Origin of the sequence: Streptomyces sp. NPDC021224, from assembly GCF_044332905.1 — a bacterium.
In the GTDB taxonomy this organism is placed as follows: domain Bacteria; phylum Actinomycetota; class Actinomycetes; order Streptomycetales; family Streptomycetaceae; genus Actinacidiphila.
In genome coordinates this window covers 415,499-438,256 of sequence record NZ_JBIRPW010000002.1, presented here as the reverse complement: position 1 = coordinate 438,256, position 22,758 = coordinate 415,499, and the positions used below count along the sequence as shown (strand labels likewise).

The window sequence follows — 22,758 nt, the reverse complement described above, 5'->3', positions numbered from 1 at the left end:
CGCACCGCGTCACCGCCGGTCGCGGCCTGTATTGCCGGGTAACACGGCCCCGTACGGGCACCGTTGGCCGCGCCGGACCGGGACCCGTACCGGGATGTCCGGCGCGATGTTCACGGTTTGCTCACAACCGGCCCGGCCGGGAGGGGGTTACGTGAGGTTTCCGGAGGCGGATAGCCTCCTGGGACAGGTACGTGCGCCCGGGCCGGGGCCGGAGCGTGAGGTTCGGGCCGGCCGGCCGCGGCGGGGGAGGGAACATCCCATGCGGGTGACCGTGACGGTCGTACAGCAAGGCGAGGAAGCGCGCGACGTCGTCGTCGCGGCGGACGACGGGGCCTCGGCCGGCGACGTGGCCGCCGCGCTGGCCCAGGCGGCGGGCGGCGGCGCACCGCAGCTCAACGCCGCGGCGGTGGGCGGCGGCACGGTGCTGGCCTTCCCCGGCACCCGCGAGGCGGCCCCCGGCGCGCCTCGGTTGTGGGCGGACGGCCTGCTGTGCGACCCGCAGGCACCGGCCGGCGCGGTGCTGCGCGACGGCATGCGCGTCACCACCGACGACTCCATCGGCCCCTTCATGCGCACCGGCGAGCCCTCCGGGCGGGTCGAGCTGCGGGTGTGCGGCGGCCCCGGCGCCGGCCGGGTCGCCCGGCTCGGCCTGGGCAAGGCCACCATCGGCGCGGGGCAGCACTGCACGGTCTCGGTGCCGGACCCGCTGCTCCCGCAGGCCGCCGCCCGGGTGTCGGTCGCCGCGGACGGCACGGTCACGCTGGCCGTGGAGCCGGGCGCCGAACTGACCCTGGAGGGCGAGCCGGTCACCGGGGACCGCGAGTGGCCGCTGGGCGCGCAGATACGCGCCGGTGACACCGTCGTGGTGCTGGACGTGCCGAGCGAGCCCGACGCGCACCTGTCGCCGATGGGCGAGGGCGGCCTGGCCTACAACCGCCCGCCGCGCCTGAAGTCGCTGCCGCCGCGCCCCCGGCTGTACGTGCCGCAGCCGCCGCAGAAGGGCGAGGGCGCCCGTTTCCAGTACATCGCCGCACTGGTGCCGCTGATCTTCGGCCTGGCGATGTTCTTCATGGTGCACCAGATCTACATGCTGCTCTTCTGCCTGATGAGCCCCATGATGCTGGCCGGGCAGTGGCTCAGCGAGTCGCGCGAGGGCAAGCGCAAGGACCGCACCACCGCCAAGCAGTTCAAGGCCGAACTGGCCCAGCACGAGATGACCCTGGAGAGCGCGCGGCTCACCGACCGCGCCGAGCGCCGGGCGGCCTTCCCGGACGCCGCGCAGATCCTGCTGTGGGCCACCGGCCCGCGCATGCGGCTGTGGGAGCGCCGACTCACCGACCACGACGTGCTGCGGCTGCGCATCGGTGTCGCCGACCTGCTCGCCGACATCGAGCTGCTGCCCAAGGGCGGCCATGTGCAGGAGGGTTCGCCGCAGCCGGTGCCGCCGAAGGTCAACGACGTGCCGGTGCCGCTGCCGCTGCCCGAGCTGGGCGTCGTCGGCGTCGCGGGACTGCGTGAGCGCACCCTGGCCACCGCGCGCTGGCTGGTGGCGCAGGCGGCCGTGCTGCACAGCCCGCGCGACCTGTCGATGGTGCTGCTGTCGTCCGAGCACGACGCCGGGCAGGCGTGGGGCTGGGCGCACTGGCTGCCGCACCTGGCCCCGCAGCAGGGCCAGGACTGCGTCTCGCTCGTCGGCACCGACGGCGAGACGACCGGCCGCCGGATCAACGAGCTGCTCCAGGAGCTGGAGCGGCGCAAGGCCGAGGCGGTCTCCTCCGGCGGGGGCGGCGGCCTGCGGCCCGACCCGTTCGTGCTGGTCGTCCTGGACGGCGCCCGGCTGCTGCGGCGCACCCCGGGCGTACCGCAACTGCTCCAGGAGGGCCCGCGGTTCGGCATCCTCGCGCTGTGCCTGGACGCCGACGAGCGGCTGCTGCCCGAGGAGGTACGGGCCGCGGTGTGCTGGTCGCCGCAGGACAACGCCCGCGTCCACCTGCGCGGCGCCGGCCTGGAGGCGCTCGGCGACGTGCTGGCCGACCAGGTCGGCGGCGACTGGTGCCAGCTGGTCGCCCGCTCGCTCGCGCCCGTCCGGGACGTCAGCCGGGACGACGCCGACAGCGCGCTGCCCACCTCCGCCCGGCTGCTGGACCTGCTGGGCATGCCCGACCCCGCCGGGCCGGACGTCGCCGGCATCTGGCAGCGCGGCGGCTCCAGCACCGCGGCGCCCATCGGCATCGGCGCCGACGGCACCTTCGTGCTCGACATCCGCCGCGACGGCCCGCACGCGCTCGTCGCGGGCACCACCGGCGCGGGCAAGTCGGAGCTGCTCCAGACGGTGATCACCTCGCTCGCCGTCGCCAACCGGCCCGACGCGCTCAACTTCGTCCTCATCGACTACAAGGGCGGCAGCGCCTTCCTGGACTGCTCCCGGCTGCCGCACACCGTCGGCATGGTCTCCGACCTCGACGCGCACCTCACCGAACGGGCCCTGGCCTCGCTCGCCGCCGAACTGCACCACCGCGAGACGATCCTCTTCAACGCCGCCACCAAGGACATCGAGGACTACGGCGACGCGCGGCGGCTGCGGCCCGAACTGGAGCCGATGCCCCGGCTGGTGCTGATCATCGACGAGTTCGCGTCGCTGGTCGCCGAACTCCCCGACTTCGTCGCGGGCCTGGTCGACATCGCCCGCCGCGGCCGCTCCCTCGGCGTGCACCTGGTGCTCGCCACGCAGCGGCCCGCCGGTGTGGTCAGCGCCGACATCCGCGCCAACACCAACCTGCGCATCGCGCTGCGCGTCACCGACGCCGACGAGTCGCGGGACGTCATCGACGCCCCCGACGCGGGCGCCATCGCCAAGTCCACACCCGGCCGCGCCTATGTGCGCTCCGGCGCCCAGTCGCTGGTCGGCGTGCAGTCCGCGCGCATCGGTGGCCGCCGCCCCGCGGTCGGCGGCACCCGCGCCAAGGCGGGCGTCCAGTCACTGGGCTGGACCGCGCTCGGCCGCCCGCTGCCGCGCGGCGCGAGCGGCGACGAGGACGACGGCACCATGGTCACCGACCTCGCCGTGCTGGTCGACGCCATCGCTGCCGCCTCCGACCTGATGGGGCTGCCCGCCCCGCGCAAGCCGTGGCTGGACCCGCTGCCGGAGACCGTCACCGTCGCGCAACTGGCCGCCTCGGCGGTCGGCGGCGGCCACGGCGCGGCGCCCGCCGCCGCGGGCGGCTGGCAGGACGTGCCGCCGATCCCCTACGGCCTCACCGACCTGCCCGCGCAGCAGGCGCGAGCACCGCTCGCCGTCGACATCGTGCACGGCGAGCACGTGCTCATCGTCGGCGGCCCGCGCTCCGGCCGCTCCACCGCGCTGCGCACCTTCGCCGGTTCGCTGGCGCAGATCGCCTCCCCGCAGGACGTCCACCTCTACGGCATCGACTGCGGCGCCAACGCCCTGCTGCCGCTGGTGGGACTGCCGCACTGCGGCGCCGTCGTCACCCGCGACCAGCCCGAACGCCTCCAACGACTGCTGGACCGGCTCGCCGCCGAGGTCTCCCGGCGCCAGCAGCTGCTCGCCCTGCGCGGCGCCTCCAGCGCCGCCGAGCAGCGCGCCATGGCCGCCACTCCGGAGGAGCGGCTGCCATGGATGGTGCTGCTGCTCGACAGCTGGGAGGGCTACGTCTCGACCTTCGAGTCGTACAACTACGGCAAGCTCGTCGAGGCCGCCAACCGGCTCTTCCGCGAGGGCGCCGCGGCCGGCCTCAAGATCGTGATGACCTCCGACCGCAGCGGCTTCTCCGGGCAGATCTCGTCGGTCTTCGCCGACAAGCTGATCCTGCGGATGGCCGACCCCAACGACTACACCACCGGCGGCCTCGCGGTGCGCGAGGTGCCCAAGTCCATGCCGTCCGGGCGGGCCCTGCGGCCCACCGACCACGGGGTGCAGGAGAGCCAGATCGCGCTGCTCGCCGCGGAACCGTCCGGCCAGGCCCAGGTGGAGGCGCTGCAGCGGATCGGACGCGAGGCCGTCGAGCTCCACCGCGGCTCGCCCCGCGTCAACCGGCCCATGCGGGTGGACGCCCTGCCGCCGCGCATCACCGTCAGCGAGGCGCTGGCACTGGACCCGGAGTTCGCGCCGCCGTCGCCGCTGTGGGCGCTGCTCGGCGTGGGCGGCGACGAGCTGATGCCGGTGGGCATCGACCTGCGCGAGTCCGGGCCGGGCTTCGTCATCGCCGGGCCGCCCAAGTCGGGCCGCTCCACCACCCTCATCGCCGCGGCCCGCTCGCTGACCGCGGCCGGGGTGCCGGTGATCCTCGTGAGCCCGCGCCGCTCCCCGCTGCGCGAACTGGCCGGGGAACCCGGGGTGCTGGGGCTGCTGACGGGCGAGGCGACGGGCGACGACCTCAAGGAGCTGACGGACCTCGCGGGGGCCGGGGCGCCCTACGTCGTGGTCGTGGACGACGGCGAGCTGATCTACGACACCCCGCTGGACTCCGCGCTGGAGACGGTCGTCAAGTCCGGTCTGGACGGCGAGCACGGGCTGATCGCCGCCGGGTCCGCGGACCAGATGGGCTCGCAGTACCGCGGCTTCCTCGTCGAGGCGCGGCGCTCGCGCAGTGGGCTGCTGCTGTCGCCGCAGGGCGCGAGCGAGGGCGACCTGTTCAACGTCCGGCTGCCGCGTGACGTGGGCGGCGGGCCGGTCGGGCGCGGGCTGCTCATCCGGGGCGGCGAGATGGTGCAGGTGCAGGGCGTGGCCCTGGGCTAGCCGGTGACCGCGGGGTCCCGGCCGCCGGGACCCCGCGGGCGCGGGCCGGGCCGTTGGCGGCGTCGGCGTCGGCGTCGGAGTCGGAGTCGGAGTCGGAGTCGGCAGAAAACGACGGAGGGGCCGGTACCGGGTGTGATCCCGGTCCGGCCCCTCGCTGCGTCGCGTTCCCCCCAGGGGTGGTCACGCGGTCAGGCGCTCGCGCGTCAGCGCGTCGCGGCCTCGATGTTGTCCGCGTTCGTGCTGGCCGACTTCTGGGCGTCGTGCAGCGTGGCCACGAACTTGTCGAAGGTGGGCTTGAGCTGCGCCCACTCGCTGCGGAAGCGCTCGGCCGCCGGGCCCTTCCAGTAGCTCTCGCTGCTGGAGGTGGCACTCTGCAGGTGACCGATCAGCGTGCCGAGGTTGCCCGCCTCAGTGCTGAACTTGCCGGACAGGTCGCGCAACTGCTGGATATCAGCACCATGGATGGACATATCTAGCCTCCCCGTTACCTCAAGGACGTTCACGGGCCCCTCGCCCGCCCTCGGGACGCTAGCGCACCAGCCACCCGATTGCAGTAGATCACCCCCATCCTCTGACACCAACTACACAGTTGTTGCGAAGGGAAGACACGATCGCGACCTGCGGGGCGGTGCCGGAGCCGTGGGGAGCCGGGCCGGGGCCGGTGACGTGCGGTCAGTCGCTGGGCAGGCCCGTGCGCGCGAAGACGTCGGTCGTCCCGTCCGTCCATGTGACGGTGAGCGTCGTGCCGTCGGCGGCCAGTTGCCCGTGCCCGGTGGCGCGTTGGGTGTCGCCGTCCATGCAGGTGAGCGTGATGGCGATGGCGTCCTTGCCGGTGTAGGTGCCGCCGCAGAGATGAGTGCTGGTCAGCCCCGCCTTGCCCGCGCCGAGAACGAGCTGGACCTTCGTCGCGCCCTCCTCCGCGAGCCACACGCCCTCGACGGTGTCGGCGGCGCCGCCGTCCGTACCGGCCGTCTGCGTGGGATCCGTCACGGAGGCGGTGGGCGCGGCCGCCGTCGAGGTGGCCGGCTCGGCGGAGGCGTCCGCGGACGGGCTCACCGAGGGCGAGTCGGGCTGCCCGGTCGCACTGGCCGTCGCGTCGTCCTTGCCACCGCCGCTGCTGCCGCAACCGCCCAGTGCCAGTGCCACGGCAACCGCCACCACGGCGATTCCCGCTCTCATCACTCTATGACGCACCCTGCTCCCCCATGACGCGATACGAATCCGGCCGACCGCAAGCTACCAGCAGGCGTTATGAGGATGTGTGCGCTCGCATCAGGGCCCCCGGAGGCCCTGCGGGCGCGCGCCGCCGCACCGCCCCGCAGCCCGCGGCCGCACCGCCCGGTCGCCCCGCCTGCCGCAGCAGCCCGCCACAGCCCGTCCGGCCCCGCTGTTTGTCACCGACCTCTCACACCACTCTCACCTCGGCGTCACTCCCATCTCCGTGCCAGTCCCCCCTCGGCGCCACTCTCACCTGCGCGTCACGCCCCCCTCGGCGCTACTCACCTGCGCGTCACCCCCACCTCCGCGTTGCACGTCCCGCACCCGCGGCCGGTCACCGGGCGCCGCGGCGCCACCTCCCGCAGGAAGTCACCGACCAGGGCGCACCAGGCGTCGGGCTGGTCCCACGGCACCAGGTGCCCGGCGTCCGGCACCTCGGCGTACCGGCCCTGCGGCAGCACCCGGACCATCTCGTGCGCCTCGGCCCGCCCGAGCTGCCCGTCCAGCCCGCGCACCACCAGGGCGGGACAGCCCACACCGGCCAGCTCGTCCCAGTGCGCGTCGCGTATCCACGGATCCCCCGGCCCCGGCAGCTGGGTGGCGAACCGCGGCCGCCAGCCGTCGTCCTCCTCCGCCATCACCTCGGCGAAGAACTCCCCGCGCGCCGGACTCGGCGGATCGGCGAACGGATCGTGCTCGGCGAACCAGCGGCGGGCGTCGGCGAGCGTCGCGAAAGGCACCGGCCACGACTGCGCCCACTCCTCGCACGCGCGCCGCAGCGCCTCCCCCGGCGCCGCCGCCCGCATCTCGCAGATGACGACCGCGGCGACCAGATCCGGGCGGTGCGCCGCCAGCTGCCATGCCGTCAGCGCACCGGTGCCGTGGCCGACGACGCTGACCGGGCCGAGCCCGAGCTGCTCGACGACCGCCGCTGCGTCCGCCGCGTAGGCCTCGGGCGCTGACGGACCCTGCGGGCGGCCGCTGTGACCGTGGCCGCGCTGGTCGAGCGCGACGGTGCGGTAGTGCGGTGCGAGGCGGCGGGCGGTCTCCGCCCAGTGCGAGGCCCGGCCGAGCAGCCCGTGCAGCAGCAGGACCGCGGGCCTGCTGTCCGCGCCGGGACCGCCCCCGAGGCCGCCCCCGGCGCCGGGCACGGGGCCGGTCCCGGATCCGGACTCCCGCGTCCGGCGCGGTGCCGCGATGGCGGCCGCCGCCGCATAGTCCCAGGCCACGAGGCGGACACCGTCCGCCCCCGTGACCTCGAAGCGGCGCGGCCGGTACTGCTCCGTCTGCTGCTCCATACGCCTCACCACCCTCCTCCCCGGTCGTCGTCCGTCCCGGTGCTGTCGCTGGATCCCGTCTCCGACCACGCTATCGAACTTTTATTCGAACACGGGGCTCACGCACCCAACACCGCTCTTTCGAGTGACAACGCTCAAGGATTGGCTGCGCGGGCCGAGGGGAGATCTCTGAGCGGGGCGCGGCGCGAAGGGGAAGCGGGTCGCGGGGAGGTACCGGGAAGCTCGGGGTCCCGGCGCCTCCGCGGGTCCCGCCCGGTCCCGGGGGAGGGCGCGGTGCGCAGCCGCACGGGCGGCGGGAGCAGGAGGGGCGGGGGGTCGGGGAGGGCAGGGAGGGGCGCGGGTGGGGGCCGGGAGGGAAAAGGCCGCCCCGGCGTCGTGACGACGCCGAGGCGGCCTTTCGTCTCGCACCGACCCGGTGTGCGGATCGGCTCCCGTCCAGCTCTTTGGGCTTTTGTCGCCCTTGTCGCTCTTGTGGCTCTTTCAGCTCTTGGCGACGAAGACGTGCGAGGCGACCTCCGCGTCCAGCTCGGCGGCCTCACCGCCGCTGCCGACCATGACGCCCCCGGCGGAGCTGGTCACGCTGACGACGGCGCCGGGCTGCACGCCCGCCCGCCGCAGCGTGTGCATCACCTGGGCGTCGGTCTGGATCGGCTCGCCGATCCGCCGCACGACGACGCTGGCCGCGGAGTCGCCCGGCCGCAGATCGTTCAGGCTGACCATGCCCTCCTCCAGGAAGGGGTCGGTCTCCCGCTCCTCGCCCAGCTCCTCCAGGCCCGGGATCGGGTTGCCGTACGGGGATTCGGTGGGATGCCGCAGCAGCTCCAGCACCCGCCGCTCCACCGCCTCGCTCATGACGTGCTCCCAGCGGCACGCCTCCGCGTGCACCTGCTCCCACTCCAGGCCGATGACGTCGACCAGCAGGCATTCGGCGATGCGGTGCTTGCGCATCACCCGGGTCGCGGTGCGGCGGCCCTCGGCGGTCAGCTCCAGATGCCGGTCGCCCGCGACATGCAGCAGGCCGTCCCGCTCCATGCGTGCGACCGTCTGGGAGACCGTCGGTCCGCTCTGGTCGAGGCGCTCGGCGATTCGGGCGCGCATCGGGACCACGCCCTCCTCCTCCAGCTCCAGGATGGTGCGGAGATACATCTCCGTCGTGTCGATGAGTCCGGACATGCGCGCCCCTCATGTGAATCGTGCGTGGCCCTCGACCAATTCTGACGCATGCCGCCGACAACCGGCCCCCAAGTGGAGTGTCCGCCCGCCACGGGCTCTCCTTGACACCGGCGGCGCAGGGCAGCACGGTGATCCGCATGAGTGAGCCAGCCGAGGATCTGTCGGACCGGTACTTCGACGCCGCCATCGGCCTGCTGCGCCGGGCGCGCGACGAGGAGGGCCCGGCGATCAGGGCCGCGGCGGCCGCCGTCGCCGACGCCGTCGAGGCAGGCGGCAGGGTCTTCGCCTTCGGCGCCGGCCACTCCTCGCTGCCCGCGCAGGACGTCGTCTACCGCGCGGGCGGCCTCGCCCTGATGAACCTGCTCGTGGTGCCGGGCGTGGTGGGCATCGATGTGCGGCCCGCGACCTTGGGCAGCGCTCTGGAGCAGGTCGACGGGCTCGCCGGGGTGGTGCTGGACACCAGCCCGGTCCGGCGCGGCGACGTGCTGTTCGTGATCTCGCTGTCCGGCCGCAACGCCCTTCCGGTGGAGATGGCGCAGAAGGCCCGGACGCTCGGCGCGACGGTGGTCGGCGTCACATCGGTCGCCTACGCCGAGCAGACCGCGTCCCGGCACGTGTCGGGCACCTTCCTCCGGGACCATTGCGACATCGTCCTGGACTCGAAGATCGCGGTGGGCGACGCCGAGCTGTCCGACGACTCGATTCCCGCGCCGTTCGCCCCGGCCTCGACCGTCGTGACCAGCGCCCTGATGCAGGCCGTCGTCGCGACCGCGGCCGCCGACCTGGCCGCGCGCGGGGTCATCCCGCCGATGCTCCGCTCGGGCAACGTGGACGGCGGGCACGACTGGAACGTGCAGGTCTTCGAGCAGTACCGGGACCGGATCTTCTACCGGCACTGAGGCCGCGGCGGACCGCCGGACCCGCCCCGTCACGGCCCCGTACGGCCGGTCCCCCGCGCTGTGCTGCGGGGCCGCCGCCCGGCTACCGCTCCCCGGCGAGCCCCGCGAGGTCCAGGGCCATGGCCACGCGCGCGGCCACGTCCTCGGCGTAGGCGGCGTCGGCGCGGTCGAACAGGCGGCGCCCCGGGCCGCGCAGGAAGGTCAGCGCCCCGACCGTACGGCCGCGGCTGCGCAGCACGGTGACCAGCCCGTGCGCCGTCCCGGGCGGCCAGCGGCGCGCTGCCGCCCACGCCTGCGGCCCGGCCTCCGCCGCATGGTCCCCGGGGGCCTCGGGGCCGTAGCTGGTGCGTACGGTGCCGATCCGCTCCAGGGCCTGGAGCGCGGGGTGGGTGGCGGGGTAGCCGACGGGGATGCCGCTCTCGGCCGAGTCCAGGAGCAGCCGGCAAGGGCCCGGCTCGCCCGCGGGCGTGGCGGCGATCCGTATCAGCCGCTCGGCGTCGTCGGCGAGGTCGAGCAGCGCGTGGTCGGCGAAACCGGCGAGGGCGAAGTCCAGGTGCAGCGCTGCGGCCTCCAGGGCGCTGCCGCACTCGGCCGCGGCGCGGTCGGCGCGGTGCAGCTGCTGGTAGCGGAAGCGGACCTGCGCGCCCTCGGTCTCCGCGGTCTTCTGCCGGGTGATGTCGATGAAGAGCCAGCCCACGCCAAGTGGTGCGGGTTCCTCGCCGAGCGGCGAGCCGAGCCGTACGAATCCGCAGCGCCAGCAGCGCCGTCTGCCCTCCGGGTCGGCGCGCAGGGCCACCCACAGGTCCGTGGTGGCCGGCGGTGGGCCCTCGGCCAGTACGTGCTGGAGTGCCGTCTCCAGCTCCTCGACGCCCTGGGTGAGCAGACTCCCCAGCGGGCGCCCCAGCACCTCGTCACGGCCGGTCCTGAGCATCCGCGCGGCCGTCGGGTTGGCGACGGCGGGCCGCAGGTCGGCGTCGATCAGCACCACACCCCAGGAGGCGCCCGCGAAGAGCGCCTCGCTGAGCGCGATGGAGCGCTCCAGGTCGATCTGCGCGTGCACCTCGGAGAAGGCGCAGTAGACGCCCGTGGGCCGCCCGTCCGGGCCGGGCACCGCAGCGGACTGGGTACGGACCAGCACCCGGTGGCCGTCCTTGGTCAGCAGCGCGAACTCGTGGACGTGACGGCCGGGCGAGCCCATCACCCGGCGCAGCCACTCCTCGGCCTCCACCGCGTCGGCCGCGCGCGCCGCCCATCCGGCGAAGCCGTGCCGTCCGATCGCGTCGTCGGCCGTCCAGCCGAGGATCCGTGCCGCCTCGGCGTTCCAGTGGGTGACCACGCCGTCGTCGTCGAAGGCGGCGAAACCCGCCTCCATGCCGTCGAGGAGCGCCGCCAGCAGCCGCTCGTCGCCGCCGTGCGCCTCGCCGCCGGGAGCGGCGTCCGTCCCACCTCCGGCCGGTTCCGTCGTTCCCGCGGGACCGCCGGTGTCGTCATCGCCGCTGCCGTTGCCCAGCGGTTTCGGTTGCGCGTCGAAAGGCTGCACGTCACCACATTCAACCCTTGTGTGGGGTGGGTCACACGCACTTTCCGTAAATCAGTTGTGCGGCCGCCGGACGGTTTCCTAATGTGGCGGCACACACGAAGGGAGGTGGTCTGAAGCATGGTTTGCAGTCGGACACGTGAGGTGACCGCGGGCTAGCTCCGCGCACTGGGCGTGCGCGTTGCGCGCCAATCCCACGCAGTCACCCGACCCGCGGGCTCGCCGGACTTGTCCGGCCGGTGTCCGGAGCCGCCAGGCTCCGGAGGGCAGCCCGCGGGTCGTTCCTTTTCCCGCCGCATATCGCCGCGCCCGGCGCGCACATATTGCCGGTCGGTTTCCGGCCACGCCGGGTTCTTCCCGGCGCGCGGTCCGCGGCCCTTTCCCACCGGGCCGCAGCGGGTCTCAGGGCGCCAGCCGCTCCACCGACCAGCCGCCGGCCGTGTCGCGGACGTACCGCAGCCGGTCGTGCAGCCGGTCCTCCCGGCCCTGCCAGAATTCGACGCTCACCGGGGCGACCCGGAATCCGCCCCAGAAGGACGGCACGGGCACCTCGGTGCCCTCCGGCCAGCGCGCGGCCAGTTCGGCGTACCGCTTCTCCAGCGCCTCGCGGGAGGCGACGACCGTGGACTGCTCGCTCGCCCAGGCACCGATCTGCGAGCCGTGCGGACGGCTGTGGAAATAGGCGGCGGTCTCCTCCGGCGTCACCCGGGCGACGGTGCCGGAGACGATGACCTGGCGAGTGATCGGATGCCACGGGAAGAGCAGCGAGGCACGCGGGTTGGCCGCCAGGGCGCGGGCCTTGCGGGACTGGTAGTTGCTGTAGAAGACGAAGCCGCCCAGGTCGTAGCCCTTGAGCAGGACCGTGCGGGAGGTGGGCAGGCCGTCTCCGTCCGCGGTGGACAGCACCATGGCGTTGGGTTCGGCGATCACACCGTCCTCGGCCGCGGCCACGGCGTCGGTGAACCAGCGGGCGAACTGCGTGTACGGCTCGGGAGCCAGCGCGTCCTCGGTGAGGCCGACGGAGCGGTAGCGCTGGCGCATGGCGGCGGGGTCGGGCCCGTCCCGCAGGAGGTCGTGGGGTTCTCGCACGCGCACATCCTTCCAGGGGAGGGAAGGTTCGTGTCCGCGGCCGATACCGGGCGGTGTGCGGCATCTCACGCGCTCTGACATGTCCACATACCGGGAGAATGGCTGGTCCGAATGGAGCAGGGTGGGCTCCCGCATGACGGGGCATGACCGGAGAGCCGTACCGCCGCCCGACTGCCGACAGCATCGAAGGAGCCGCCGCATGTCCGACTTCGTACCCGGACTCGAAGGAGTCGTCGCGTTCGAGACGGAGATCGCCGAGCCCGACCGGGAGGGCGGGTCGCTGCGCTACCGCGGGGTCGACATCGAGGAACTGGTCGGGCACGTGAGCTTCGGCAACGTCTGGGGCCTGCTGGTCGACGGGCGCTTCGACCCCGGGCTGCCGCCCGCCGAGCCCTTCCCGATCCCGGTGCACTCCGGTGACGTACGGGTCGACGTCCAGTCGGCGCTGGCCATGCTCGCGCCCGTGTGGGGGCTGCGCCCGCTGCTGGACATCGACGCCGGGCAGGCCCGCGACGACCTGGCCCGTGCCGCGGTGATGGCGCTGTCGTACGTCGCCCAGTCCGCGCGCGGCCAGCACCAGCCGATGGTGCCGCAGCGGGAGATCGACAAGGCGCGGTCCATCACCGAGCGGTTCATGATCCGCTGGCGCGGCGAGCCGGACCCCCGGCACGTCGCGGCGGTGGACGCGTACTGGACGTCGGCGGCCGAGCACGGCATGAACGCCTCCACCTTCACCGCCCGCGTCATCGCCTCGACCGGCGCCGACGTGGCCGCCGCGCTCTCCGGCGCGGTCGGCGCCATGTCCGGGCCGCTGCACGGCGGCGCCCCCTCCCGCGTCCTCGGCATGATCGAGGAGATCGAGCGCACGGGCGACGCCACCGGCTACGTGAAGGGCGCGCTCGACCGGGGCGAGCGCCTGATGGGCTTCGGGCACCGCGTCTACCGCGCCGAGGACCCGCGGGCCCGCGTCCTGCGCCGCACCGCCCGCGAACTGGGCGCGCCGCGCTACGAGGTGGCCGAGGCGCTGGAGAAGGCGGCCCTCGCCGAGCTGCACGAGCGGCGCCCGGACCGTGTCCTGGCCACCAATGTGGAGTTCTGGGCGGCGATCATGCTGGACTTCGCGGAGGTCCCCGCGCACATGTTCACGTCGATGTTCACGTGCGCGCGCACCGCGGGGTGGTCGGCGCACATCCTGGAGCAGAAGCGCACCGGCCGCCTGGTCCGCCCCTCCGCCCGCTACACCGGTCCGGGCACCCGCAGCCTGCACACCATCGAGGGCGACCTGACGACGACGTCCTGAGCCACGGGCCGCCGCCTGCCCGTTGGGCGCCGCGCCTCCCTTGCCCCGCCCGGCCCCCCGCCCGGCCCCCGTTCAGCGGGAGCCGGGCGGGGGGCCGGGCGGGGCCGCGTCCAGTGCCTCGGCCAGGACCTCGGCGAGGTGCCGGGCGGTGGTGCCGGGCGCGAGCTGGGCGATCTGGGTGCGGCAGGAGAAGCCGTCGGCCAGCACCACCGCGTCGCCGTCCGCCGCCCGCAGCGCGGGCAGCAGCGTCTCCTCCGCGCAGGCGGCGGACACCTCGTAGTGGCCGTCCTCGAAGCCGAAGTTGCCGGCCAGCCCGCAGCAGCCGCCGGTCAGCTCACCGGCCAGTCCGGCGCGGGCGCGCAGCCTGCGGTCGGCTGCGTCGCCGAGCACGGCGTGCTGGTGGCAGTGCGTCTGACCGACCGCCGTGCGGTCCAGGCGCGGCGGCTGCCAGTCGGGCGCGAGTTCCTCCAGCACCTCGGCGAGGGTGCGTACGGCGGCGGCCAGCCGGGCGGCCCGGGGCTCGCCGGGGCCGAGCAGTTCGGGCAGGTCGGCGCGCAGCGCGGCGGCGCAGCTCGGTTCGAGCACGACGAGCGGCAGCCCGGCGTCGAGGGCGGGTTCCAGCCGGTCGAGGGTGCGCCGCATCACCGCCCGAGCGCGGTCGAGCTGCCCGGTGGAGACCCAGGTCAGCCCGCAGCAGACGGAAGCCTGCGGGAGGACGACGCGCAGTCCCGCCGCCCGCAGCACCCGGACGGCGGCCCGTCCGGCGGCGGGCGCGAGGTGGTCGGTGAACGTGTCGGGCCACAGCACGACCGTGCGCGGTCCGGTGGAAGACCACTCGGACGGAGTAATCCGCTCTACGCCGTCCGGGGTGTCGCGTTGCGCCCAACAGGTGAATGTCTCGGTCGCCAGTTCGGGCAGTTCGCGCTCCTTTGCGATCCCGGCGAATCGTTTGGCCAGCCATGCGGTTGACCGCGTCCGGCCAAGGAAATTGAGCGGCCGGGCGAACCTGCGAGCGATTTTCAGCCACAGCGGAAGCCAGCCCATCGCGTAGTGTGCGCGCGGCCGCAGCCGCCCGCGATAGTGCTGGTGGAGGAATTCCGCCTTGTAGGTCGCCATGTCCACCTCGACCGGGCAGTCCGATCGGCAGCCCTTGCAGGAAAGGCACAGATCCAGCGCCTCCTTGACTTCCGTCGATCTCCAGCCGTCGGTGACGATCTCCCCGGCGAGCATCTCGTGCAGCAGCCGCGCCCGGCCGCGGGTGGAATGCCGCTCCTCCCCGGTGACCCGGAAGGACGGGCACATGACACCGGAACCACCACCGGAATCGGCTGCCGAGGAGCGACATTTGGCCACCCCGACGCAGCGCCGGACGGCGGCAGCGAAATCGCCGCCATCACCCGGATAGGTGAAGGCCACCGGGATCAAACCTGCGTTTCCGGAAGGCAGCACGGCGAAGCGGAGGTTGCTATCAATGGGGTCGGGTCGCACAAGCGTTCCCGGGCCCATCCCGCCGTCGGGGTCCCAGAGATCCTTGAAATCTGAAAAGAGTGCCATCATTTCCGGGCCGTACATCTTCGGCAGCAGCTCGGCGCGCGCCTGCCCGTCGCCGTGCTCGCCGGACAGCGATCCGCCGTGCGCCACCACCAGGTCGGCGACGTCCTCGGAGAAGCGGCGGAAGCGTGCGACGCCGTCCGGTGCGGCGAGGTCGAAGTCGATCCGCACGTGCACGCATCCGTCGCCGAAGTGGCCGTAGGGCGCGCCGCGCAGCCCGTGAGCGGCCAGCAGGGCCCGGAACTCCCGCAGATAGCCGCCCAGCCGGGCGGGGGGCACCGCGCAGTCCTCCCAGCCCGGCCATGCCTCCGTCCCGTCGGGCATACGGGTGGCGGTTCCGGCCGCGTCCTCCCGGATCCGCCACAGGGCGCGCTGCCGCGCGGGGTCGGCGACGACGGCGTGACCAGTCGCGCCGTCGGCCGCCCGGCAGATCTCCCGCGCGTGTGCCTCCGCCTCGTCGGGGCCGTCCCCACCGGTCTCCACGAACAGCCAGGCACCGCCGCGCGGGAGTTCGGCCGCGGCCGCCTCCCCCACCAGGTCGGCCGCCATCCCCTCCACCGTCAGCGGCCGCAGCGGCAGCAGCAGGTGCGCGGCCTGCGCGGCCGCGCTCTCGTCGGGGTAGCCGAGCACCGCGAGCGCCCGCGCGGCCGGCGCGGGCACCAGGGCCACGGTCGCCTCCGTCAGCACCGCGAGCGTCCCCTCGCTGCCGGTGAAGGCCCGTGCCGCGTCCCTGCCGTGCTCGGGCAGCAGCCGGTCGAGGGCGTATCCGGAGATACGGCGCGGCAGTTGCGGGAAACCGGTCCGCAGCAGTGCCAGGTTGCCGTCGGTGAGCGCGGTCATGCCGTCGCGCAGCCGCGCGGGAAGGCCCGCCAGACCGTCGGTGCCGAGCCGGACGGCCTCGCCGCGGTAGGTGACGGCGTCCAGTGCCCGGACGTTGTCGGCGGTGGTGCCCCAGGCCACCGAGTGCGCGCCGCACGCGTTGTTGCCGATCATGCCGCCGAGGGTGCAGCGGCTGTGCGTGGAGGGGTCGGGGCCGAAGGTCAGCCCGTGCCCGGCGGCGGCCCGCCGCAGGTCGTCCAGGACGAGGCCGGGCTGCACACGAGCGGTCCGCGCGGCGGGGTCGATCTCCAGCAGCCGGTTCATGTGCCGGGTGAAGTCCAGCACGACCCCGGTGCCGGTGGCCTGCCCGGCGATCGAGGTGCCCCCGCCCCGGGCCGTCACCGGCGCGCCGTGCTCCCGGCACACCGCGAGGGCCGCCGCCACGTCCGCGGCGTCCGCGGGGGCCACCACGCCGAGCGGCACCCGCCGGTAGTTGGACGCGTCCATCGTCACCAGCGCCCGCGCGCCCGCGTCCCAGGCCACGTCCCCGCGCACCGCGGCGCGCAGCGCCCGTTCCAGTCCGGCGGTCCCGCCCGCCCTGCCGCCACCCGTCATGGCCCCCACCTTGCACGTCTGCGCGGACCGGCGCATCCAAGGGGCGCGTGGAGGCGCCGGGCGTCCCCGGGATGCGTCAAAAGACCGTCTCACCCGATGGGACGCCCCCTGAAACAGGCCCGTAACGGGCTACCCTGCGTCCGTGGCCGATATCGAGATTCCCGCTGACATCAAGCCCGCCGACGGTCGATTCGGGTCGGGCCCCTCCAAGGTGCGCACCCAGGCGCTCGACGCCCTGGCCGCCACCGGGACGTCCCTGCTCGGCACCTCCCACCGGCAGGCGCCGGTGAAGAACCTGGTGGGCCAGGTGCGCGACGGCGTCAAGCAGCTCTTCTCCCTGCCGGACGGCTACGAGGTCGTCCTCGGCAACGGCGGGTCCACCGCGTTCTGGGACATCGCCACGCACGGCCTGATCACGGCCAAGTCCCAGCACCTGTCGTTCGGCGAGTTCTCGTCGAAGTTCGCCAAGGCGGCGCAGCTGGCGCCGTGGCTGGACGAGCCGACGGTCGTCAAGTCCGACCCGGGCACCCACCCGGAGCCCGTCGCCGAGGGCGGTGTGGACGTCTACGCGTTCACCCACAACGAGACCTCGACGGGCGTCGCCGCCCCGATCCGCCGTGTCGCGGGCGCGGACGACGGCGCGCTGGTCCTGGTGGACGCCACCTCGGGCGCCGGCGGCCTGCCGGTCGACATCACCGAGACGGACGTCTACTACTTCGCGCCGCAGAAGTCCTTCGCCGCCGACGGCGGCCTGTGGATCGCGGCGTTCTCCCCGGCCGCCCTGGAGCGCGCCGCCACCATCGCCGCGAGCAGCCGGCACATCCCGGCGTTCTTCGACCTGCCGACGGCCATCGACAACTCGGTGAAGAACCAGACGTACAACACCCCCGCGGTCGGCACGCTCTTCCTGCTCAAGGAGCAGCTGGAGTGGATCAACGGGCAGGGCGGCCTGAAGTGGGCCACCGAGCGCACCGCCGACTCCTCGTCGCGGCTGTACGGGTGGGCCGAGAAGTCCTCCTACGCCACGCCGTTCGTCACGGACCCGGCGAAGCGCTCGCAGGTCGTCGGCACCATCGACTTCGCCGACGGCGTGGACGCGGCGGCCGTGGCCAAGGTGCTCCGGGCCAACGGCATCGTCGACACCGAGCCCTACCGCAAGCTGGGCCGCAACCAGCTGCGCGTCGCGATGTTCCCGGCCGTCGAGCCGTCGGACGTCGAGGCGCTGACCGCGTGCATCGACTACGTCATCGGCAAGCTCTGACCGGCTGACCGCACGGCATCCCGCCGCCGGGGCTCAGCCCCGGCGGCGGCGCAGCACCGCGCGCAGCCCCAGGCCCAGCGCGACGGCCAAGGCCAGCGCTCCGAGGCCCACCGTCCGGCCGCCCGCGCCGCCGGATCTCTGCCCGCCCGCCTCCGCCCCGGCACCGCCCGTCCGCGCGCCGGGCGCCGTCGTCGCGCCCTTGCCCGCCGTCCCGCTCCCGGGAGTCTGCTTCGGGGGCAGCGGGGGCACGCTGTCGGGCAGCTGGGAGTCCGTCAGGGGGGCACGCCACACCTGGCTGTTGCGGCCCTCGCTGCCGTACATCAGCGCCCGGCCGTCCGGGGTGAAGGTGACGCCCTCGCCCTGCGGCTGCATGGGGACGTCGAGGTCGGCGATCTTGCTCGGCACACCGCCCGTCCAGCGGTACTCCGCCGACCAGAAGTAGCCGCGCAGCACCAGGCGGCTGCCGTCGGGGGAGAAAGCCCCGTCGGTCACCCACGGCACGTCGGCGATGCGCCGGAAGGTGTTGACGCGGTGGGCGGAGAGTTCGGCCGGGCCCTGGTAGAGGCCGCCGCCGGACTGCTTCTTGCTGGCGATGTAGACCCGGCCGGTCCTCGGCTGGACCATCAGGGCCTCGGCGTTGCGCGGGCCTTGGTCGTAGCGGACGGTGTAGCGGGTGACGCCGACGCTCTGGTCGCGCAGCTTCTGCGGCTCGGGGAAGCGGTAGATCCACACCTCCTTCCAGGCGCCGTCGAGGTTGTCGCCGATGTCGCCGACGTAGAGGTCGCCGTCCGGGCCGATCGATATCGCCTCGACGTCCCTGGGGTGGATCCCGCGCATCGTCACCCGGGCCACGGTTTTGCCGGTGGCCGAGTCGACCGCGTAGACGTAGGGGCCGTCGCCGCTGTCGTTGTGCGTCCAGTAGATCCCCGGGTGCAGGCGGCTGGCCGCCAGCCCGCTGGCCTCAGCGATCCGCGGGTCGGAGATCGTGAAGGCCACGGTGGGGCCGTTGCCGAGGGCCGCGGCGGGCGTGCCCGCCCACGCCAGGGCGAGGGCGGCGCAGGCGGCGGCCGTCGGGAGGTACGCGCGCATGCACCCCAGTGTCCCCGGTCGCGCGGGGGTCGGGGATGATGCCCGGCATGCGTTACCTCTTCGTCGGCGACTCCATGACCATCGGCGCCTCCGGCGACTACACGTGGCGTTACCGCATGTGGCGTCACCTGGTCGCGCAGGGCGAGCCCTTCGCCGTGGTCGGGCCGCGCGACGGGCTGTACGACCGGGCGGCGGACGCCGCGGTCTCCGCCGACTACGCCGACCCGGCCTTCCCGCCGCACGCCCGGCGGCACCTGGCGGGCTGGGGCGAGGGCTGGCTGCACCTGGCGCCGCTGATAGGGGACGTCGTCCGCGAGCACCGGCCCGACGTGCTGCTGGTCTCCCTCGGCCTGATCGACCTCGGCTTCTACACCGACGCGGGGCAGACCCTCGCCAACGTCGAGCGCTTCATCAGCGGGGCGCGCGCCGCGGCGCCCGGGATCCGCATGGTGCTGCTGCCGGTGATACCCAACACCCGCGCCGACCTGGACCCGGACTTCGCCGTGCAGTGCGCGGAGCTGAACACCCTGCTGGCCAAGGCCGTCGCCGAGCACGACTCGCCCGCCTCGCCGCTGCTCCTGGCCTCCCGCCCGGACGGCTACGACATACTCCTCGACACCTACGACGGCACCCACCCCAACGCGGCCGGCGAGCACAAACTGGCGGCCGCCTTCGCCGACGCCATGCACCAGGCGTGGGGCCTCGGATCGCCCTACGCCGGGCACTGAGCCCTGCCGCGTCCGCTGCGCCCGGCAGCGCCCCACCTGGCCGTACACCGTCCGGTCCAGCTCCCGGACGGTCCCTTGATTCGAGCGCACTCCAAGGGCTTGGCTGGAGGTCATGGAGTACACACAGCTCGGACGCACCGGTCTCAAGGTCAGCCGCCTGGTCCTCGGCACGATGAACTTCGGTCCGCAGACCACCGAGGCGGACAGCCACACGATCATGGACGCGGCCCTCGACGCCGGGGTCAACTTCTTCGACACCGCCAACGTCTACGGCTGGGGTGAGAACAAGGGCAGGACCGAGGAGATCGTCGGCTCCTGGTTCGCCAAGGGCGGCGGCCGCCGGGACCGGACGGTGCTGGCCACCAAGGTCTACGGCAACATGGGCGCGGACGGCGAGGCCTGGCCCAACCACGACAAGCTGTCGGCTCTGAACATCCGCCGCGCGGTGGACGCCAGCCTCCAGCGGCTGGGCACCGACTACATCGACCTCTACCAGTTCCACCACGTCGACCGGGCCACGCCGTGGGACGAGATCTGGCAGGCCGTCGACGTCCTGGTGACCCAGGGCAAGATCCTCTACGCCGGGTCGAGCAACTTCGCCGGCTGGCACATCGCGCAGGCCAACGAGGCGGCCCGGCGGCGCGGCTCGCTCGGTCTGACGTCCGAGCAGTGCCTGTACAACCTGATGGAACGGCGCGCGGAGATGGAGGTCATCCCCGCGGCCCAGGGCTACGGCCTCGGCGTGATCCCGTGGTCGCCGCTGCACGGCGGGCTGCTCGGCGGGGTGCTGCGCAAGCAGGCCGAGGGCGGCGCGTCCCGCTCGACCGGCGGGCGGGCGGCCGACTCCCTGGCCGACCCGGCGCAGCGCGCGCAGATCCAGGCGTACGAGGACCTGTGCGGCAAGCACGGGCTGAACCCGGGAGACGTGGGCCTGGCCTGGCTGCTGACCCGGCCGGGCGTCACCGGGCCGATCGTCGGCCCGCGCACCACGGAGCAGCTGGAGTCGGCGCTGCGGGCGGTGGACCTGGAGCTGTCCGCGGAGTTCCTCGCGGCGCTGGACGAGGTCTTCCCGGGCCCGGGACCGTCCCCGGAGGCCTTCGCCTGGTAGGCGGGCGGCACCCCGGCGGTGCGCCGGTACGCCGCCGCGGTCAGCGCACCGCGGCGGCGACCGCGACCACCACGAGCATCAGGAAAAGGGCGGCGGTCATCACACGGGTACGGGTCTTGGGGTCCACCCCTCGAGGTTAACCGGCGCCGCCGTCCGCCCCGCGCGCGGGCGGCGGTGCGGCGGCGCCCCCGCCGAGCGGCCACGCGCCGACGACCGTGTAGTGCGAGCGCTCGCCGGGGATACCGGAGCGCGGCAGCAGGCTCGCGACGAGGCTGAGCTCGGCCGCGGTCCACCGGCTGCCCCGGAAGCCGTCGAGCGCGGCGGCGAAGGGACGCAGGTCGGTGCGGGCGCCCCGGGAGGCGCGGGCGAGCGTGAGGTGGGCGCGGAAGCCGTGCTCCTCGTCGGCGGGGGCCCCGGCCCGGCGCGCCGCCGCCCGTACGGTGGCCGCGAGCGCGCCCGCGGCCCGTACGTCGCCCTCGGCCCCGGCCCACAGCGCCCGGTCGCCGAACCGCCCGCCGCCCGAGATGCGCAGGGCGCAGGGCTCGTGGCGGCGGGCGGCGCGGGCGAGGCGCTCGTCGAGGTCGGGGCGCAGGGTGTCGGGCACCTCGCCGAGGAAGGCCAGCGTGTAGTGCCAGCCGTCCGGCGCGGTCCAGCGCAGGTCGCGGGCCCCCGGCAGCGCGTGCAGCGGGCCGAGGGCCGCCGTCAGTTCGGCGGCGGCCCCGGGCGGCGGCAGCAGCGCCGCGAAGAGCCTCACAGTGCCGGGCTGGGCGCGTTGCCGGCGCGCCGCGCGGCCCCGTCGGGAGCGGCGGGCACGTCGTCGCACGCGCTGGACGCGACAGGCCCGGCGGAGGTGGCGGGCGCGGGCGCCGCGGGCCGGACGGCCTTCACCGGCGCTTCGGCGGGCACGGGCGTCACCGACTGCACGGCGGATGCGGGCTGGGCGGCCTGCGCGCCCGGCACACCGGCCGGGTCGCGGGGCACGAAGGCGACGAGCGGACGGCCGCTGCCGCGCCGCAGGTCGACCTGGGGGCGCAGGCCCGCCGCGCGGGCGAGGACCAGGCCGACACCGGCGGCGGCGAGCGCGGAGATCAGGCCGCCGCTCATGAAGCCGACGCGGGCGCCGTAGGTGTCGGTGACCCAGCCCATGACCGGGCCGCCGATCGGGGTGCCGCCGACGAAGACCATCATGTACAGGCTCATCACCCGGCCGCGCATGACGGGGTCGGTGGCGAGCTGGACGCTGGCGTTGGCGGTGGTGTTGAAGGTGAGTCCGAAGGCGCCGATCGGCACCAGCAGCACCGCGAAGACCCAGAAGGCCGGGGCGAGCGAGGCGGCGGCCTCCAGCAGGCCGAAGACCGCGGCGGCGGCGACCAGCATCCGCAGCCGGGTGCGGGTGCGGCGGGCGGCGAGCAGGGCGCCGATGAGGGAGCCGCCGGCCATCAGCGAGTTGAGGATGCCGTAGGTGCCGGCGCCGCTGTCGAAGACCTTGTTGGCGAAGGCCGACAGCCAGATCGGGAAGTTGAAGCCGAAGGTGCCGATGAAGCCGACCAGCACGATGGGCCAGATCAGCTCGGGCCGCCCGGCGACGTAGTGCAGCCCCTCGCGCAGCTGCCCCTTGCGGCCGCGCGGCGCCTTCTCGATCGTGTGCAGCTCGGCGGTGCGCATGAGCAGCAGGCCGGTGAGCGGGGCGAGGAAGGACAGGCCGTTGATCAGGAAGGCCCAGCCGCTGCCGACCGCGGTGATCAGCACACCGGCGACGGCGGGGCCGACGAGCCGGGCGGCCTGGAAGTTCGCGGCGTTGAGCGAGACGGCGTTGCGGACCACGTCGGGGCCGACCATCTCGACGACGAAGGTCTGCCGCGTGGGGTTGTCGACGACGGTCACCACGCCGAGCAGGAAGGCGATCGTGTACACGTGCCAGACCTGCACCACACCGCCCAGGGTGAGGCCGGCGAGCAGCAGGCCGAGGATGCCGAGCGCGGCCTGGGTGCACAGCAGGATCTTCCGCTTGGGGTAGCGGTCGGCGATCACACCGCCGTACAGGCCGAGGAGCAGCATCGGCAGGAACTGCATCGCGGTGGTGATGCCGACCGCGAACGAGGAGCCGGTGATGCTGAGCACCAGCCAGTCCTGGGCGATCCGCGACATCCAGGTGCCGGTGTTGGACACCACGGCGCCGGTCGCGAAAAGCCGGTAGTTGCGGATCTTGAGCGAGCTGAAGGTGCCCGTCTTCGTCTCCGCGGGACGGTCAGGTTCGGTTGCGGTGTGTGGTCCGGCTGCCGAACTCAATCGGTACTCGCCTCCCCCTCTTCGGGTC

Annotated in this window: 16 protein-coding genes; 6 read left to right on the top strand and 10 right to left on the bottom strand. The window is 74.2% G+C overall.

All coding sequences use genetic code 11. The features are described 5' to 3' along the window. Nucleotides 1-259: 259 nt before the first annotated feature. Nucleotides 260-4,756 (top strand): FtsK/SpoIIIE domain-containing protein, encoded by a 4,497-nt coding sequence (locus ACH4PY_RS07020; RefSeq protein ID WP_398176792.1) that lies wholly within the window; start codon nucleotides 260-262, stop codon nucleotides 4,754-4,756. A 203-nt stretch (nucleotides 4,757-4,959) separates the two neighbouring features. Here ACH4PY_RS07020 and ACH4PY_RS07015 read toward each other — a convergent pair whose 3' ends face one another. The 4 genes from ACH4PY_RS07015 to ACH4PY_RS07000 form a co-directional block, all read right to left on the bottom strand. Beyond that, complete coding sequence (locus ACH4PY_RS07015; protein ID WP_031514107.1) at nucleotides 4,960-5,226, bottom strand: WXG100 family type VII secretion target; 267 nt, start codon at nucleotides 5,224-5,226, stop codon at nucleotides 4,960-4,962. Between the two features lie 202 nt (nucleotides 5,227-5,428). Beyond that, nucleotides 5,429-5,935, bottom strand: a complete 507-nt coding sequence (locus tag ACH4PY_RS07010; RefSeq protein ID WP_398176789.1) for a hypothetical protein — start codon at nucleotides 5,933-5,935, stop codon at nucleotides 5,429-5,431. A gap of 320 nt (nucleotides 5,936-6,255) precedes the next feature. Continuing rightward, on the bottom strand, nucleotides 6,256-7,272 hold the full coding sequence (locus ACH4PY_RS07005; protein WP_398176787.1) for an alpha/beta fold hydrolase: 1,017 nt from the start codon (nucleotides 7,270-7,272) through the stop codon (nucleotides 6,256-6,258). A 480-nt stretch (nucleotides 7,273-7,752) separates the two neighbouring features. Continuing rightward, nucleotides 7,753-8,445, bottom strand: coding sequence for a metal-dependent transcriptional regulator (locus tag ACH4PY_RS07000; RefSeq protein ID WP_398176785.1), 693 nt, complete (start codon nucleotides 8,443-8,445; stop codon nucleotides 7,753-7,755). 137 nt (nucleotides 8,446-8,582) lie between these two features. Here ACH4PY_RS07000 and ACH4PY_RS06995 point away from each other — a divergent pair, with 137 nt between their 5' ends. Then, nucleotides 8,583-9,344 carry an SIS domain-containing protein gene (locus ACH4PY_RS06995; protein ID WP_398176783.1) on the top strand — a complete coding sequence of 254 codons (762 nt, stop codon included), beginning with the start codon at nucleotides 8,583-8,585 and terminating at the stop codon, nucleotides 9,342-9,344. Nucleotides 9,345-9,426: 82 nt separating this feature from the next. On the opposite strand, the gene ACH4PY_RS06990 is transcribed toward ACH4PY_RS06995, so the two are convergent. Continuing rightward, nucleotides 9,427-10,884, bottom strand: coding sequence for a PAS domain-containing protein (locus ACH4PY_RS06990; protein ID WP_398176781.1), 1,458 nt, complete (start codon nucleotides 10,882-10,884; stop codon nucleotides 9,427-9,429). 399 nt (nucleotides 10,885-11,283) lie between these two features. Next, entirely contained in the window at nucleotides 11,284-11,922 is a 639-nt protein-coding gene (gene pdxH / locus ACH4PY_RS06985; RefSeq protein ID WP_398177608.1) for a pyridoxamine 5'-phosphate oxidase, read from the bottom strand. A 247-nt stretch (nucleotides 11,923-12,169) separates the two neighbouring features. On the opposite strand from pdxH, the gene ACH4PY_RS06980 reads away from it, so the two are divergent. Further along, complete coding sequence (locus ACH4PY_RS06980; RefSeq protein WP_398176779.1) at nucleotides 12,170-13,270, top strand: citrate synthase 2; 1,101 nt, start codon at nucleotides 12,170-12,172, stop codon at nucleotides 13,268-13,270. A 72-nt stretch (nucleotides 13,271-13,342) separates the two neighbouring features. Here the strand turns inward: ACH4PY_RS06980 and ACH4PY_RS06975 are convergent, their stop codons facing one another. After that, complete coding sequence (locus ACH4PY_RS06975) at nucleotides 13,343-16,255, bottom strand: FAD-binding and (Fe-S)-binding domain-containing protein (RefSeq protein WP_398176777.1); 2,913 nt, start codon at nucleotides 16,253-16,255, stop codon at nucleotides 13,343-13,345. Nucleotides 16,256-16,397: 142 nt separating this feature from the next. On the opposite strand from ACH4PY_RS06975, the gene serC reads away from it, so the two are divergent. Beyond that, the gene (gene serC / locus ACH4PY_RS06970) at nucleotides 16,398-17,516 is read left to right on the top strand and encodes a phosphoserine transaminase (RefSeq protein WP_398176774.1); all 1,119 of its coding nucleotides are present in this window, start codon (nucleotides 16,398-16,400) and stop codon (nucleotides 17,514-17,516) included. Between the two features lie 33 nt (nucleotides 17,517-17,549). On the opposite strand, the gene ACH4PY_RS06965 is transcribed toward serC, so the two are convergent. After that, nucleotides 17,550-18,605 carry a hypothetical protein gene (locus tag ACH4PY_RS06965; RefSeq protein WP_398176772.1) on the bottom strand — a complete coding sequence of 352 codons (1,056 nt, stop codon included), beginning with the start codon at nucleotides 18,603-18,605 and terminating at the stop codon, nucleotides 17,550-17,552. A 47-nt stretch (nucleotides 18,606-18,652) separates the two neighbouring features. Between ACH4PY_RS06965 and ACH4PY_RS06960 the strand changes: the two genes are divergently transcribed. Together ACH4PY_RS06960 and ACH4PY_RS06955 are read left to right on the top strand one after the other, a co-directional pair. Further along, on the top strand, nucleotides 18,653-19,333 hold the full coding sequence (locus ACH4PY_RS06960; RefSeq protein ID WP_398176770.1) for a GDSL-type esterase/lipase family protein: 681 nt from the start codon (nucleotides 18,653-18,655) through the stop codon (nucleotides 19,331-19,333). A gap of 112 nt (nucleotides 19,334-19,445) precedes the next feature. Then, the gene (locus tag ACH4PY_RS06955) at nucleotides 19,446-20,441 is read left to right on the top strand and encodes an aldo/keto reductase (protein ID WP_398176768.1); all 996 of its coding nucleotides are present in this window, start codon (nucleotides 19,446-19,448) and stop codon (nucleotides 20,439-20,441) included. Nucleotides 20,442-20,577: 136 nt separating this feature from the next. Here the strand turns inward: ACH4PY_RS06955 and thpR are convergent, their stop codons facing one another. Both thpR and ACH4PY_RS06945 read right to left on the bottom strand, forming a co-directional pair. Continuing rightward, the gene (gene thpR / locus ACH4PY_RS06950) at nucleotides 20,578-21,195 is read right to left on the bottom strand and encodes an RNA 2',3'-cyclic phosphodiesterase (protein WP_398176766.1); all 618 of its coding nucleotides are present in this window, start codon (nucleotides 21,193-21,195) and stop codon (nucleotides 20,578-20,580) included. After that, a complete protein-coding gene (locus tag ACH4PY_RS06945; RefSeq protein ID WP_398176764.1) occupies nucleotides 21,192-22,730 on the bottom strand; it encodes an MFS transporter in 1,539 nt (512 codons plus the stop codon). The genes thpR and ACH4PY_RS06945 overlap by 4 nt, the downstream gene beginning before the upstream one ends. Nucleotides 22,731-22,758 lie beyond the last annotated feature (28 nt).